This window comes from Comamonas sp. B-9, assembly GCF_000410635.1.
GTDB lineage: Bacteria > Pseudomonadota > Gammaproteobacteria > Burkholderiales > Burkholderiaceae_C > Comamonas.
This window is the reverse complement of sequence record NZ_KE148567.1, coordinates 7,793-23,006: the sequence shown is the minus strand read 5'-3', so window position 1 is coordinate 23,006 and position 15,214 is coordinate 7,793. Positions and strand designations below refer to the sequence as shown.

Genomic DNA, 15,214 nt, shown 5'->3' with positions numbered 1-15,214 from the left:
CCATTGCCCGGCGCGCAGCGAGACGGGCCCCCCCCCCACCATGTCGGTCAGCGGCACAAAGCTGCCGCGCGGCTGGAACTCGACCGTGGTGCCCACTGCATCGCCGCAGGCCAGGCCCAGCAATGCGCCTTGAAAACGGTCCTGAGTTGGCGTCATCACTGGCCTCCGGCGCGCAGCTGCGAGCGCGCCACCATCAGCGCAAAGCCCAGCAGGTTGAGACCGCGCCAGTGCTCGGGCTGCTGGGCCAGCGCATCCTGCGCCGCCAGGCCAATGCCCCAGATGGCATCCACCGGGCTGGCCTCGACCAGCACGCGTTCCCCGGTCGTCAGCAGGTAGTCCTGCAAACCAGCGTTTTGGCCAAACTTGGCCGCATTGCCGCGCACGACGATGTCAAAGCAGGCAGCGTTCCAGCGCTCGCTGTCAAAACCCCGCACCGTGCGGCCCAGCGCCTTGGCCTGCGCCGGGCTCATGCATTGCAAAATATTGGCCCGCGCTTCGTCATCGCCAAACAGTCGCGCCTTCTCGGCCATCATGAAATGCTCGGCGCTACGGTAGTGCTCCCCCTCCACCGTGAACCCGGCCTCAAACCACTGGCTCAGGCAGCCCTTGCCGACACGGTCATCTGCCTCGGGCTGGTGGCCCCAGAAAAACAGGTAGTGGGGCTGATGGCCTGCCTGGATCTGCGCGAGCAGTTCGGGGACGGAGCGGATGCTGTCGTTGGTATGCGTCATGTCCATTCTCTTATCTCAGTTCTCTTGTTTCTCAACCAGCCACCAGTGCGCAAACGCGGCCAGGCTGGCATGGGTGGAATGCAGTTGTTGCAGTGCCGGCCCGCAGTTGGGGCTGCCCTCGGGTTCGCGCAGCACCAAGGCGCCATGGATGCCTTCTGGCAGGCCCGCAAAGTTCGGTAAATAGTCATCCACAAAGGCCAGCGGCTGCAGCTGAGCCAGCGCTGTGGCCTTGGGGCTGCCGGCGCTGGCATCGTTGCCAGTAGCGATCACCCGCTCAATCGGAAAGCCATGGGCACGCAGGTTGGCCAGCCTTGCCTGGGCAAATTGGGGAGGCAGTGCAGTCAGGCATACCAGCTCAAAGCCGGCGCCCTCCAGTTGCTGGCAAGCCTCCAGCGCACTGGGTACAGCAGGCAGGGCGGACCAGAACTGCGCATCCAAGCCTGCGCGAAATTGGTGCAGCGCCTCGCCGTTCAGTCGCTCCACATCCCAGCGGTCTGCCGCCCAGTAGGCATGGGAGTTGCGCAAGGCAGGGTAGCGGCCAAAAGCACGCTGCCAGGCACCGGCATAGGCCAGGTTGTAGTCGAGCAGCACGCCATCGGCATCCAGCGCCAATACGCGATGGCCGCTCATGCGTCCAGCCTCTGCAGGTAGGCCACGGGCACGGCGTCGGTCAACCAGACGCCATTGTCCGAGCAATAGAACACATGGCCATTGGCGACCATGCCCGCCGCATCCACACGCAACAAGGCCAGCTTGCCGTGGCGCCGCCCTACCGCGCCAGCCGTCTCGATACTGGCCGACAGGTGTACATGGTGGCGCTTTTGGCGTTGCAAGCCTTGCGCCAGGATCGCGTCAAGAAAGCGGGTTGCCGTGCCGTGGTAGAGCGCATCCGGTGGGGTGCTGGGGGCCAGTTGCAGCTCGACGGTGACCGAATGCCCCTGGTTGGCTCGGATGCGCTTGCCATCCTCGCTGAACGCAAAGCGCTGCTTGGCGCAGCTTGCCACCACCGCCTGCAATTGCGCCAGGCTCATCGCTTTGCCACTGCGGGCCAGGCAGGCGAGCAGTTCGCCCGTGTGCGCCCAGCCTGCGGCATCGAGCTGAAGGCCAATGGTCTGCGGGCTGTGCCGCAGCACCAGGCTGAGCAGCTTGCTACGGCGAGTCATGGTGGCGGACTGCTCGCCGACCTGGGTGTCTTTGGTTGGTTGTTCAAAAGTCATCATCTGTCTTTCTTGTTGTTATGTATCGGTGAGAGCGTTGGCCTCCTGTCTGGACTACTCCCTCATGCCATAAGTTGCATTGAACAACTTACTAGAGTTGTACAATACAACTAGCTTTTCCATCCGTCAAGGTTTTTTTATGGCCTCCACCGCTGCCAGCCACCAACCCGTTGATTTTGTACGACCCTACACCACCGTGGATGTGGTGATTTTCAGCGTGCTGGACGGGGCCTTGAAAGTCTTGCTGGTGCAGCGCCCTGCGTCGAACTCCGAGCCCTTCCCCGGGCGGTGGGCGCTGCCCGGAGGCTTTGTCGATGTGGCGCAAGACAGCGATCTGCAGGCCTGCGCCAACCGCAAGCTGCGCGAGAAGACCAATGTCGCCAGCCCCTACCTGGAGCAGCTGGGCAGCTGGGGCGGCCGCAGCCGGGATCCGCGTGGCTGGTCGGCCACCCATGTCTACTTTGCGTTGATAGCTGCGCAGCCCTTGACCCTGGCCAAGGGCGCCAATGCGGCCGATGTGGCCTGGTTCGAGGTCGATGCCATCTGCGATGGCCCCCCTCTCGCCTTTGACCACAGCGAGATCCTGCGCGCTGCGGTCGATCGGCTGCGCGGCAAGGTCGAGTACACCTCGCTGCCCGCCTTTTTGCTGCCCGAGCCCTTTACCCTGCCCCAGCTCCAACAGGTGTACGAGACAGTGCTGGGACGGCCGGTAGACAAGAGCGGCTTTCGCACCCGCATGCTTGCGGCGCAATTTTTGCACGAGGCCGGGCATGTCGAGGGGCCCTCCAACCGCCCGGCCATGGGCTACCGCCTGGCCGACCGCAGCGCGCCGGTGGTGTTTCCACGCACCTTCAGCCCGCGCGGCTGAACGGTGCTGGACAAGGGGATAAACCGGGTCGGTATGGTGCTTGGGCTGGCACTGCAGTCAGCTTATCTCCGAGCGCAGCGGCCCTCCTGCAGCGACCTGAGATAATCCTGGCCCTATGTCCCTCCTGCCCCACCAGCTCGAACTGCTCTCCCCGGCCCGCGATGCCGATATCGGGATTGAAGCGATCAACCATGGCGCCGATGCCGTCTATATCGGAGGGCCGGCCTTTGGCGCGCGCGCCACGGCGGGCAATGACATCCGGGATCTGGAGCGCCTGATCAAACATGCGCACCGCTTTGGCAGCCGCATCTTCATCACGCTCAACACCATCTTGCGCGACGATGAGTTGGAAGGCGCGCGCCAAATGGCCTGGCAGGTCTACGAAGCCGGGGCTGACGCGCTGATCATCCAGGACATGGGCCTGCTGGAGCTGGACCTGCCGCCGATCCAGTTGCATGCCTCGACCCAAAGCGATATCCGCACGCCTGAGAAAGCCCGCTTTCTGCAGGATGCCGGCCTGTCGCAGATCGTGGTGGCGCGCGAGCTGGATCTGAAACAGATTGCCGCCGTGCGTGCCGCAACCGACCCGGCCCGCACGACGATTGAGTTCTTTGTGCATGGCGCCCTGTGCGTGGCCTATTCGGGCCAGTGTTACATCACCCACGCCCACACCGGCCGCAGCGCCAACCGGGGCGATTGCAACCAGGCCTGCCGCCTGCCCTATGAGGTGCTCGACGCCCAGGGCCGCATCATTGCGCATGAAAAGCATGTGCTCTCGATGAAGGACAACAACCAGAGCGACAACCTGCGCGCGCTGATCGATGCAGGGGTGCGCAGCTTCAAGATCGAGGGGCGCTACAAGGACATGGGCTATGTGAAGAACATCACGGCCCACTACCGCAAGCTGCTCGACGAGATCATTGAGGAGCGCGAGTTCTCCGAGGCGCCGCTGGCGCGCTCGTCTTCTGGCCGCACCAGATTCAGCTTCACGCCCGATCCGGACCAGAACTTCAACCGCGAGTTCACCGATTACTTCGTCAATGGCCGCAAGGACGATATCGGCGCCTTTGACACCCCCAAGACCCCGGGCCGCGCGATCGGCTGGGTCACCAAGGTGGGCGAGAACTTTGTCGAGCTCGAAGCCTCCAGCCGCGACACCGTGCTGCACAACGGCGATGGCCTGTGCTACTACGACCTGCAAAAAGAGCTGGTCGGCATGCAGATCAACCGTGCCGAATCGGTGGATGCGAAGAAATCGCTGTGGCGTGTGTTCCCCAAGGACCCGATCGCCGGCTTCAAGAACCTGCGCAAGGGCCTGGAAGTGAACCGCAACCGCGACATGGCCTGGGTGCGCACCCTGGATAAAAAGTCCAGCGAGCGCCGCATTGGCCTTTGGGCCCAGCTCGGCCAGACCCCGGATGGCTTTGCGCTGACCCTGACCGATGATGACGGCTTTGTCGGCAGCGCCAGCCTGGTGCAGCCGCACCAAGCCGCCACCGACAGCGAGCGGGCCGAAGCGAGCCTGCGCGACCAGCTGGGCCGCTTTGGCACCACGATTTTTTCGGTGCATGACATCAGCCTGCAGCTGGACCAGCCCTGGTTCATCCCCGCCTCCGCACTGAACCAGCTGCGCCGCGACGCTGTGGCTGCGCTCGAAGCCGCCCGCGAGGCCGGCTTTGTGCGCCTGCCGCGCGCGCTGCCAGTGGAGCCGCCTGCGCCCTTCCCGGAAGACACGCTGACTTACCTGTCCAATGTGTTCAACCAGAAAGCGCATGACTTCTATGTCAAGCATGGCGTCAAGGTGATCGACGCGGCCTACGAGAGCAAGGAAGAGGAAGGCGAAGTCTCGCTGATGATCACCAAGCACTGCGTGCGCTTCTCGATGAGCCTGTGCCCCAAGCAGGCCAAGGGCGTCATCGGCGTCAAGGGCATCATCAAGGCCGAGCCGCTGCAGCTGATCAATGGCAAGGAAAAGCTGACCCTGCGCTTTGACTGCAAGCCCTGCGAGATGCATGTAGTCGGCAAGATGAAGCGCTCGGTCATCAACCAGCATGCCAAGGAGATGCAGGAGTTCCCGATGCAGTTCTACCGCACCCGGCCTGCGGTGGTGCGTACTTGAGCGGGCGATCCGCCCGCACCAAGAAAAAAGCTGCAGAAGCCAAGCTCTGCAGCTTTTTTTTCACCAAGGCCCAGGAGCTCAGGTCAATCCTTCGTCCCGGCTGTCCGCAATGGACAGTCCCTTGATAAAACCGGTCAGGTGCTGGCCTCGGCGCTTTCGCGCGACTCCAGTGCACGGTTGATACCCAGGGCCGCCAAGGTACAGACGGCACCCGACAGCAGATAGAGGCAGACAGCGATCAGGCCGAACTTGGCCGACAAGCCCAGTGCCACCAGCGGTGCAAAGGCCGCGCCCACCAGCCAGGCCATGTCGGTGGACAGCGCAGCACCGGTGTAGCGGAAGCGCGGCGAGAAGTTGGCGGTGACCGTGCCGGACGACTGGCCGTAGGACAGGCCCAGCAGCACAAAGCCGACGATGATGAAGATGTTGTTACCGGTCACGCCGCTGGACAGCAGCTTGGGCGTCGCCAGGCTGAACAGTGCAATCAGCACCGCCATCGCGCCCAGGGTGTTACGCCGGCCAAAACTGTCTGCCAGCTTGCCCGAGGCCACAATCGCCAGCGCCGCGCAGAAGGCCCCCAGAATCTGCACCCCCAGCACATGGGTGATGGGCTGGTCCGAATAGAGCGAAATCCAGGACAGCGGAAACACGGTGACCAGGTGGAACAGCGCAAAGCTGGCCAGCGCGGCAAAGGCGCCGATCGCCACATGGCTGCCCTCCTCGTCGATCAGGCGGGTGACGCTGACGGGTTCGAGCTCGCGCTCCTGCATCGCCTGGGTATAGGTCTGGCCCAGCACCAGCTGCAGCCGGGCAAACAGGGCCACCACGTTCACGGCAAAGGCGACATAGAACGGATAGCGCCAGCCAAAGCTGAGGAACTCGGCCTTGGACAGCGCGCTGTACAGGTAGGCGAACAGGCCGGCGGCCAGCACAAAGCCCAGTGGCGCGCCCAGCTGGCCGATCATCGCGTACCAGCCTCGGCGGTTGCTCGGCGCGTTCATCGCCAGCAGCGACGGCAGGCCATCCCATGAGCCGCCCAGTGCCAGGCCCTGCGCAAAGCGGAACAGCGCCAGCAGCCAGATGGCGGTGCGGCCCAGTACCTCATACCCGGGTAAAAAGGCGATACCGACCGTGGAGACACCCAGCAAAAACAGGGCCACTGTCATTTTGGCGGCACGTCCCCAGCGGCGCTGGATGGCCATCGAGATGGCAGTGCCGACCGGTCTGGCGACAAAAGCGATGGAAAAGACCGCAAATGACAGCAACGTGCCATTGAGCTGCGAAAAGTTGGGAAAAAAGACGCTTGGAAAGACCAAGACCGCCGCTATGCCAAATACGAAAAAATCAAAATACTCTGACGAACGGCCGATAATCACCCCGACCGCGATCTCGCCAGGTGTTACATCTTCTTCAGAATGGGCACGGGAATAGGGATCAGCACCGGGGGTGCCGCCGACAGGAGATGCTGTGTAACCGAGACTACTCATACAAAAGCTCCTTCCTCAAGCTGTTACCGGCCTGCTGAGACCGTACCTTTACCAGGAGCCTAGCTGGGTACTTTCTGAGAGGGCGTAGGACAAAATGTCCAATCGACAGGCCTGCCTCTAGCATTTACATTTGGGGGGATTTTGCAATCCATGTTTATACCTAAGCGCGCTTGCCGTGCCCTTTCGCATGCCTGATCTGAAAAAACTTCACGGGCCCTCACGGCTCGTTGCGGCGTTACTGGTTGCCGCCAGCCTTGCAGGCTGTAACACCGTCGTTCTCAACCCTGCGGGTGACGTGGCGGCGCAGTCCGGCAATTTGGTGATCATCGCCACCTTGCTGATGCTGATCATCATCGTTCCGGTGATCGTGCTGATCCTCTTGTTCGCGTTCAAGTACCGCGAAAGCAATGAGCCCGCCGACTACGATCCAGAATGGCACCACTCCACGGTGCTGGAGCTGGTGATCTGGTCCGTTCCGCTGCTGATCATCATCGCGCTGGGCGCGCTGACCTGGATCTACACCCACAAGCTCGACCCCTACCGTCCTCTGGACCGCATTGACGCCAACCGCCCTCTGGCTGCGGACGTCAAGCCGCTGGAAGTCGAAGTGGTGGCCATGGACTGGAAGTGGCTGTTCATCTACCCTGAGCAAGGCATTGCCACCATCAACGAGCTGGCCGCGCCCGTGGACCGTCCGATCCGCTTCAAGCTGACCTCGACCACGACGATGAACGCCTTCTACGTGCCTGACCTGGCCGGCATGATCTATGCCATGCCATCGATGCAGACACAGCTGAACGCCGTGATCAACAAGCCTGGCGTCTACAAGGGCATGAGCTCGCACTACAGCGGCTCGGGCTTTGCCGGCATGACCTTCAAATTCCACGGCCTGAGCAATGGCGACTTCGACGCCTGGGTGCAAAAGGCCAAGACCGAAGGCGCGACCCTGGACCGTGCGGAATACGTGAAGCTGGAAAAGCCCAGCGAGCGCGATCCTGTGCGCCTGTTCAGCACCGTTGACAGCACCCTGTACCACGCCGTGCTCAACCGCTGCGTTGAAGCGGGCAAGATGTGCATGGACGAGATCATGGCCAAGGATGCGATGGCCAACATGAAGGCCCGTGCAGCTGCAGGCAAGAGTGTTTCGCTGATCCCTGAGGACGACGTGTGCACGGTGGCCAACGCCCCTGCCGTGGTCGCCTCCCTGGGCGAGCCAGCGCCTGGCACCCCCGTGGCGCAGTAACCCCATCGAGAATTTTCAAAGAGACTCAATATGTCCGTAGCTACAAACGTAAGCCATGACCCGCTCCTCGGGCGGCTGACATGGAATGACATACCGATGGTGCATGAGCCCATCGTGTTGTGGACCTTCATCGCCGTGGTCCTGGGCGGCCTCGTGGTCGTCGCCGGTATCACCAAGTTCAAACTTTGGGGTCCGCTGTGGAAGAACTGGATCTGCTCCATCGACCACAAGAACATCGGGATCATGTACATGATCCTGGGCCTGGTCATGTTCCTGCGCGGCTTTGCCGACGCGATCATGATGCGTGGCCAGCAGGCGCTGGCCGCCGGTGAATCGATGGGCTACCTGCCCCCGCACCACTACGACCAGATCTTCACCGCCCACGGCGTGATCATGATCTTCTTCGTGGCCATGCCTTTTGTGACCGGCCTGATGAACTACCTGGTGCCGCTGCAAATCGGTGCGCGTGACGTGGCCTTCCCGTTCCTGAACAACTTCAGCTTCTGGATGACCACCTCCGGCGCCGTGCTGGTGATGGCCTCGCTGTTCGTCGGTGAGTTCTCCACCCTGGGCTGGCTGGCCCTGTCGGGTCTGGGCGAGTACCACCCGGGCGTGGGTCTGGATTACTACATCTGGGCGCTGCAGATTGCCGGCGTCGGGACGACCTTGTCCGGTATCAACCTGATCGTGACCATCATCAAGATGCGTGCGCCTGGCATGAACCTGATGAAGATGCCTATCTTCACCTGGACCTCGCTGTGCACCAACGCGCTGATCGTCGCCTCCTTCCCGATCCTGACCGCTGTGCTGGTGCTGATGACCCTGGACCGCTACGTCGGCACCAACTTCTTCACCAACGAGCTGGGCGGCAACCCCATGCTGTACGTGAACCTGATCTGGATCTGGGGCCACCCAGAGGTCTACATCCTGATCCTGCCTGCGTTCGGTGTGTTCTCTGAAATCGTTGCGACCTTCTCGCGCAAGCGCCTGTTCGGCTACACCTCGATGGTGTATGCGACCGTGTGTATCACCATCCTGTCCTGGCTGGTGTGGCTGCACCACTTCTTCACCATGGGATCCGGTGCCAGCGTGAACTCGTTCTTCGGCATCACGACGATGATCATCTCGATCCCGACCGGCGCCAAGATCTTCAACTGGCTGTTCACGATGTACCGTGGCCGCATCAAGTTCACCGTGCCTATGCTGTGGACCGTGGGCTTCATGCTGACCTTCACCATCGGTGGTATGACCGGTGTGCTGCTGGCCGTGCCGCCCGCTGACTTCGTGCTGCACAACTCGCTGTTCCTGATCGCCCACTTCCACAACGTGATTATTGGTGGTGTCGTGTTTGCCGTGTTCGCCGGTATCAACTACTGGTACCCCAAGGCCTTCGGCTACCGCCTCGATGAGTTCTGGGGCAAGGCATCGTTCTGGTTCTGGTTCTTCGGCTTCTGGGTTGCGTTCACGCCGCTGTACGTGCTGGGCCTGATGGGTGTGACCCGCCGCGTCAACCACTACGAAGACACCTCACTGCAGATCTATTTCATCATCGCTGCCTTCGGCGCCGTGCTGATCGCGCTGGGTATCGCCTGCTTCTTCATCCAACTGTTCGTCAGCTACCTCAAGCGCGACCAGCTGCGTGATGTGACCGGTGACTGCTGGAACGGCCGTACGCTGGAATGGGCTACCTCTTCGCCTCCACCCCAGTACAACTTCGCCTTCACGCCAGCCGTGCATGACAGCGATGCCTGGTGGGACATGAAGAAGCACAGCTACAAGCGCAAGCTCGACGGTTTCGTGGAAATCCACATGCCCAAGAACACCGGCGCCGGCTTCGTGATCTCGATGATCGCCCTGGTCTTTGGTTTCGCGATGATCTGGCACATGTGGTGGATCGCAGGCATCAGCTTTGCCGGCATCGTGTTGGTCTCGATCATCCACACCTTCAACTACAAGCGTGACTACTACATCCCTGCAAGCGAAGTAGCAGCCACCGAAGAAGAACGTACCCAACTGTTGGCCCGCCATGTCTAATCACAACACCCTCGCCGGCGCGACCGGTACCCGTGACTACTTCCTCAAGGAAGAACCGCACGTTGAAAATGGCACCGCTCTGGGCTTCTGGCTCTACCTGATGAGCGACTGCCTGATCTTTGCTGCCCTCTTCGCCACCTATGGCGCGCTGGGCCGCAACTATGCAGGCGGCGCAGGTGGCGCCGAGCTGTTCGACCTGAGCCTGGTGGCCATCAATACCGCCTTGCTGCTGCTGTCGTCCATCACCTTCGGCTTTGCCATGCTGGCCAAGCAAAAGGGCTCAGTCAAGGGCACCGTCGTCTGGCTGATCATCACCATGCTGTTTGGCGCCGGTTTCCTAGGTGTGGAACTCTATGAGTTCCACCACCTGATCCATGTGGGCGCTGGCCCGCAGAGCAGCGCTGCGATGTCGGCCTTCTTTGCACTGGTGGGCACCCACGGTCTGCACGTGACCTTTGGTCTGGTGTGGCTGGTGGTGCTGCTGCTGCAAATCGGCAAGCACGGCCTGACCCGCGAGAACAACCGCCGCCTGATGTGCCTGTCGATGTTCTGGCACTTCTTGGACGTGGTCTGGATCGGCGTCTTCTCCTTCGTATATTTGATGGGAGTGCTGTAAATGAGCGCACAACATAACCACGCAGCACACGGCCACGATGACCACGGTCATGACGATGGCCCACACAGCACCTTCTCGGGCTACATGATCGGCTTTTTCCTGTCGATCATCCTGACGGCCATCCCCTTCGCTGTGGTGATGGGTGATGTGTTCGAGAACCGCACCACCACCGTGGTCGTGATCGCCTTCTTCGCGGTCGTGCAGATCATCGTGCACATGGTCTACTTCCTGCACATGAACGGCAAGATCGAAGGCGGCTGGACCCTGATGTCCACCATCTTCACCATCGTGTTCGTGGCCGTGACCCTGGCCGGTACCTTGTGGGTCATGTACCACATGAACACCAACATGATGCCTGGCCACAACCACAACCCGGCCGCCGTGACCCAGCAGCAACCTGCTGCCAGCGAAGGCCACACCAACCACTAAGCTGTTTTGACCAACGAAACGCAACGGAATGCGCAGGGCCAGCCCCGGCATTCCGCACTTTTTCAGGCGATGCTCGCAACCGTGGGCATCGCCTTGTTCTTGGGCTTTTGCGCCTTGGGCACCTGGCAGGTCTACCGCCTGCAGTGGAAGCTCGACCTCATCGAGCGGGTCGAGCGCCGGGTGCACAGTGCGCCCCAGCCCGTACCTGCAAAAAGCAACTGGCCCCAGCTCGATGCCAAGGCCATGGAGTACCAGCCCAGCCAGCTGCAAGGCCAGTGGCTGACGGACAAGACCGTGCTGACCCAGGCCACCACGGCGCTGGGTTCGGGCTTTTGGGTGCTCACGCCGCTGCAGCGTGCCGATGGCAGCCAGGTGCTGGTCAACCGCGGCTTTGTGCCCGACGCCTTGCGCCGCGACTGGGCAGGCGGCCCGCAGCTGACAGCAGCGACGCCCACGGGCGAGGTCAGCGTGACCGGCCTGCTGCGCGCTACCGAGCCCAAGGGCGGCTTTCTGCGCGACAACGACCCGCAGGCCCAGCGCTGGTTCTCGCGCGATGTGCAGGCCATTGCACAGGCCCAGGGCCTGGCGCAAGTGGCACCGTTCTTCATCGACGAAGGCCTGCCCGATGGCAGCGCCGAGCTGGTGGGCGAGCAAAAGCGCAGCAGCGCCAGCGACCTGCAAGGCCAGCAGTGGCCACGCGCAGGGCTCACGCAGGTTCGCTTTGTCAACAGCCACCTGGTCTATGCGCTGACCTGGTATGGCCTGGCCCTGATGGTGGTGGGCGCCACCTGGCTGGTGCTGCGCCGACGCAAGGGCGCGCGTTAGCCACAGTGCAGTTACCGGCGCTTAGCGGCGCCGGTAACACTGGCAGGCGCAAGGCCTGCCGGCTGCGGCGCATTCCTGCGGCGCATTCCTGCGGCACAGTCCTGCGGCACAATTGCACGGTGCCACTGTCCATCCCCTCCCCTTTTCAGGTCACCCACACCACCGACCGCCAGAACATGCAGCTGCTCATCCAGCTGCGCTGGCTGGCGGTGGTGGGCCAGGTGGTCACCATCTCGCTGGTCCGCTGGGGCTTTGACATCTACCTGCCGCTGTACGAGATGTTTGCCGTGCTGGCCGGCCTGGTCATCACCAACCTGATCTGCGTCTGGTGGCTGCGCTGGCGCCAGCACGATATCTCGTCCAGCGACCTGTTTGTGGCGCTGCTGGCCGATGTCGGGGCGCTCAGCCTGCAGCTCTACCTCAGCGGCGGCGCCAACAACCCCTTCATCACCCTGTTCCTGCTCCAGGTCACCCTGGGGGCGGTGCTGCTCAAGCCCTTCTACGCCTGGGGCATTGTGGTGGTCACCGGCTGCTGCGCGGTGGCGCTGGCCTTTTTCTACCAGCCGCTGCAGATCATGAGCCACCGCAGTGGTGCCATGCATGCGCTCTACCTGCTGGGGCTGCTGATCAGCTTTGGGCTCAATGCCATCTTGCTGGTCTCCTTCATCAACCGCATCATGTCCAACCTGCAGCTGCGCGATGCGCGCCTGGCCGACCTGCGCCAGCGCGCGGCCGAGGAGGAGCACATCGTGCGCATGGGCCTGCTGGCCAGCGGCGCCGCCCATGAGCTGGGCACGCCGCTGTCGACCTTGGCGGTGATTCTGGGTGACTGGCAGCGCATGCCCTCGATCGCGCAAGACAGCGAGCTGATGGAGGACCTGCACGAGATGGAGCACCAGGTGCAGCGCTGCAAATCCATCGTCACCGGCGTGCTGCTGTCGGCCGGTGAGACGCGCGGCGACGCACCCCAGAGCACCACCCTGGTCACCTTCATGGACCGGGTCGCCGCGCAGTGGCAAAGCCACCGCCAGCCCGGCAACTTCGTCTACCGCAAGCAGGTCGCGCGCGATATTCCGATCATCTCGGATACCTCGTTGCAACAGATGATTTTCAATGTGCTGGACAATGCGCTGGAGGCCTCGCCGGGTTTTGTCCAGCTGGTGGTGGAATGCCCCGCGCAGGACGATGCCCAGCTGGTGCTGCAGGTGACCGACAGCGGCCCAGGTTTCAAGAGCGAGATCCTGGCCCATCTGGGCAAGCCCTACCAGTCCACCAAACAGCGCCCTGGCGGTGGCCTGGGCCTGTTTCTGGTGATGAATGTGGCCCGCTCGCTGGGCGGCCATGTCGAGGCCCGCAACCGCGAGCAGCACCTGGGCGGCGGTGCAGCTGTACGCATCAGCCTGCCGCTGGCCTCCATTGCCCTGGATGACGAACCACACCATGACGCCAACCCAAGAACGCCTCTTACTCCTGGTTGAAGACGATGCCGCCTTTGCCCGCACGCTGCGCCGCTCCTTCGAGCGCCGTGGCTACCGCGTGCTGCATGCCAGCAGCGCCGACGAAGTGGCGCAGCTCTTGCAGACCGAGCGCCCGCAGTATGCAGTGATGGACTTGAAGCTCGCCGGCCACGCCTCGGGCCTGTCCTGCGTGCAGCTGCTGCATGCGCAAAACCCCGAGGCGCTGATTGTGGTGCTGACCGGCTACGCGAGCATCGCCACCGCTGTCGAAGCCATCAAGCTGGGCGCCTGCCACTACCTGGCCAAGCCCTCCAACACCGACGACATCGAGGCGGCCTTCAGCCGGGTCGAAGGCAGCACCGAGGTGGACCTGACTGCCGCCACGACGTCGATCAAGACGCTGGAGTGGGAAAAGATCCACGAAACGCTGGCCGAGACCGGCTTCAACATCTCGGAGACCGCGCGCCGCCTGGGCATGCACCGCCGCACCCTGGCGCGCAAGCTCGACAAGCAGCACGTTCGCTAGGGGCCTGTTCACAGAGGCTCAGGCAGCGTCCATACAGGCCTGCACCAAGGCCTGCAGCACCGGTGACCGCTGCTTGCCCTGGCGCTGCAGCAGCGAGAACTGGCGCCGCATCGGCGGCAACAGGCTGTGCAGCACCGCCAGCTCGCCCCGCTCAATCCAGGGCTGGGCAATGACCCGCGACAGGCAGCTGATGCCCGCGCCCCGCGCCACGGCGGTGCAGATCGCCTCCGAACTGCCCAGCACCGCTGCAATCGGCCATTCGCGCAGCTGGGAGAGCACCGTAAACTCCACCGCCTCGCGCGTGCCCGAGCCCTCCTCACGCAGCAGCCAGCGGCAGGCGCCCAGCTGCTGGGCGCTGACAGGGCTATGGCCTGCTGCCGCCACCAGCGCATGGCCAGGCGCGGCAATCAGCACCAGCTCATCCTCGCGCCAGGGTTGCACCTCCAGCGCCGGCCAGTGGCTCACCCCTTCGATAAAGCCCAGGTCCACACTGGCCTGGCCCACCGCTTCGGCCACTTCGCGCGTGTTGCCAATCACCACCTCAAACTGCACCAGCGCATAGCGCTGCATGAAATCCGCCAGGATGGCGGGCAGCACATGGTTGGCAATCGTGGTGCTGGCCGCCAGCCGCAGCACCACGGGCGCCATCGGCTCGGTCTGCTGCGTGGCCTGCTCCAGCTGCAGGGCCAGCTCCAGCAAGCCCTGCGCTTGCGGCCAGAGGCTGCGCCCCAGGTCATTGAGCACCAGGCGCTTGCCGCTGCGCGCAAACAGCTGCGCGCCCAGGCCCACCTCCAGCTGCTGCAAGGCGGCGCTCACGGCTGATTGCGACAGGCCGATGGCCTGGGCCGCAGCGACGGTGCTGCCGCTGTGGGCGATGGCGCAGAAAACCTCCCACTGGCGCAGGCTGAGATGGAGCATGGGGATGGCGCCCAAGGCGCATGGGTTGATGAAAAAATATCTACCTATTTTATCGATAGATATTAACCAAACAATTAGTTATACAGATATAAGAATAATTTCTATAGTGACTCCATATCGCCCGGCAGGCCACCGCTTTTGGCCCTGGCAGGGCCTCTGGAACCACCCATGTCACTCGCCCCCCTCTCCCTCCCCCAACTGCGCAACAGCCACTGGCTCGACAGCGCCAAACGCCTCGTGCCGGGCTTGCTGCTGTGTGCGGCCATTGCCTGGTTGGCCAGCACGCTCGCAGCCCTGCCCTGGTTTGGCAGCCATGGGCTGAGCGCGCTCACGCTGGCCATCGTCATCGGCATGCTGGTGGGCAATACCGTCTATGGCTGGGTGCAGGCGCCGGCCGCTGCGGGGGTGGGCCTGTCCAAGCAGCAGCTGCTGCGCCTGGGCATCATCCTCTATGGCCTGCGCCTGACCTTCCAGGACATCGCCGCCGTGGGCGCCAGCGGCGTGCTGATCGATGCGCTGATGCTCAGCAGCACCTTTGTGCTGGCGCAATGGCTGGGCCAGCGCTGGCTGGGTCTGGATGCCCGCACCAGCATGCTGGTGGGCGCGGGCAGCGCCATCTGCGGCGCAGCGGCCGTGCTGGCCACCGCCCCGGTGGCCAAGGCGCGCGCCGATGATGTGGCAGTCGCCATCGCCACCGTGGTGGTCTTTGGCACCGTGGGCACCTTTTTGTACCCTGTGCTCTAC

At 63.1% G+C, this 15,214-nt stretch carries 15 protein-coding genes and 1 pseudogene; 10 read left to right on the top strand and 6 right to left on the bottom strand.

Translation table 11 applies throughout. From position 1 onward, the window contains the following. The 4 genes and pseudogenes from H928_RS33285 to H928_RS0111990 all read right to left on the bottom strand — a co-directional run. Positions 1-156, bottom strand: a pseudogene (locus H928_RS33285) (hypothetical protein); the annotation flags it as partial. After that, positions 156-731 carry an NADAR family protein gene (locus H928_RS0112000; protein WP_027010871.1) on the bottom strand — a complete coding sequence of 192 codons (576 nt, stop codon included), beginning with the start codon at positions 729-731 and terminating at the stop codon, positions 156-158. The gene H928_RS0112000 and the pseudogene H928_RS33285, both read right to left, overlap by 1 nt. Before the next feature lie 15 nt (positions 732-746). Next, positions 747-1,361 carry an HAD family hydrolase gene (locus H928_RS0111995; RefSeq protein ID WP_021026729.1) on the bottom strand — a complete coding sequence of 205 codons (615 nt, stop codon included), beginning with the start codon at positions 1,359-1,361 and terminating at the stop codon, positions 747-749. Next, positions 1,358-1,948: an RNA 2'-phosphotransferase gene (locus H928_RS0111990; RefSeq protein WP_084635781.1), complete on the bottom strand. Its 591-nt coding sequence runs from the start codon at positions 1,946-1,948 to the stop codon at positions 1,358-1,360. Before H928_RS0111990 ends, H928_RS0111995 begins: the two co-directional genes overlap by 4 nt. Before the next feature lie 139 nt (positions 1,949-2,087). Here H928_RS0111990 and H928_RS0111985 point away from each other — a divergent pair, with 139 nt between their 5' ends. Both H928_RS0111985 and H928_RS0111980 read left to right on the top strand, forming a co-directional pair. Next, complete coding sequence (locus tag H928_RS0111985) at positions 2,088-2,816, top strand: NUDIX domain-containing protein (protein ID WP_021026727.1); 729 nt, start codon at positions 2,088-2,090, stop codon at positions 2,814-2,816. Between the two features lie 115 nt (positions 2,817-2,931). Next, on the top strand, positions 2,932-4,935 hold the full coding sequence (locus H928_RS0111980) for a U32 family peptidase (RefSeq protein ID WP_021026726.1): 2,004 nt from the start codon (positions 2,932-2,934) through the stop codon (positions 4,933-4,935). Between the two features lie 134 nt (positions 4,936-5,069). On the opposite strand, the gene H928_RS0111975 is transcribed toward H928_RS0111980, so the two are convergent. Beyond that, positions 5,070-6,422: an MFS transporter gene (locus tag H928_RS0111975; RefSeq protein WP_021026725.1), complete on the bottom strand. Its 1,353-nt coding sequence runs from the start codon at positions 6,420-6,422 to the stop codon at positions 5,070-5,072. Positions 6,423-6,609: 187 nt separating this feature from the next. Between H928_RS0111975 and cyoA the strand changes: the two genes are divergently transcribed. The 7 genes from cyoA (at position 6,610) to H928_RS0111940 (ending at position 13,552) form a co-directional block, all read left to right on the top strand. Further along, complete coding sequence (gene cyoA, locus H928_RS0111970; protein ID WP_021026724.1) at positions 6,610-7,665, top strand: ubiquinol oxidase subunit II; 1,056 nt, start codon at positions 6,610-6,612, stop codon at positions 7,663-7,665. Between the two features lie 30 nt (positions 7,666-7,695). Then, positions 7,696-9,699: a cytochrome o ubiquinol oxidase subunit I gene (gene cyoB / locus H928_RS0111965; protein ID WP_027010869.1), complete on the top strand. Its 2,004-nt coding sequence runs from the start codon at positions 7,696-7,698 to the stop codon at positions 9,697-9,699. Beyond that, positions 9,692-10,315, top strand: a complete 624-nt coding sequence (gene cyoC / locus H928_RS0111960; protein ID WP_021026722.1) for a cytochrome o ubiquinol oxidase subunit III — start codon at positions 9,692-9,694, stop codon at positions 10,313-10,315. Before cyoB ends, cyoC begins: the two co-directional genes overlap by 8 nt. Then, a complete protein-coding gene (gene cyoD / locus H928_RS27415; RefSeq protein WP_116925060.1) occupies positions 10,316-10,744 on the top strand; it encodes a cytochrome o ubiquinol oxidase subunit IV in 429 nt (142 codons plus the stop codon). Between the two features lie 69 nt (positions 10,745-10,813). Further along, positions 10,814-11,569, top strand: a complete 756-nt coding sequence (locus H928_RS0111950; protein ID WP_027010868.1) for an SURF1 family protein — start codon at positions 10,814-10,816, stop codon at positions 11,567-11,569. A 119-nt stretch (positions 11,570-11,688) separates the two neighbouring features. After that, entirely contained in the window at positions 11,689-13,047 is a 1,359-nt protein-coding gene (locus H928_RS27410) for an ATP-binding protein (RefSeq protein WP_021026720.1), read from the top strand. Further along, the gene (locus H928_RS0111940; protein WP_021026719.1) at positions 13,010-13,552 is read left to right on the top strand and encodes a response regulator transcription factor; all 543 of its coding nucleotides are present in this window, start codon (positions 13,010-13,012) and stop codon (positions 13,550-13,552) included. The genes H928_RS27410 and H928_RS0111940 overlap by 38 nt, the downstream gene beginning before the upstream one ends. An 18-nt stretch (positions 13,553-13,570) precedes the next feature. Here H928_RS0111940 and H928_RS0111935 read toward each other — a convergent pair whose 3' ends face one another. Then, positions 13,571-14,470, bottom strand: coding sequence for a LysR substrate-binding domain-containing protein (locus tag H928_RS0111935; protein WP_027010867.1), 900 nt, complete (start codon positions 14,468-14,470; stop codon positions 13,571-13,573). 168 nt (positions 14,471-14,638) lie between these two features. On the opposite strand from H928_RS0111935, the gene H928_RS33280 reads away from it, so the two are divergent. Further along, on the top strand, positions 14,639-15,214 hold a 576-nt coding region (locus H928_RS33280; protein ID WP_239644944.1), incomplete at its 3' end, for a putative sulfate exporter family transporter.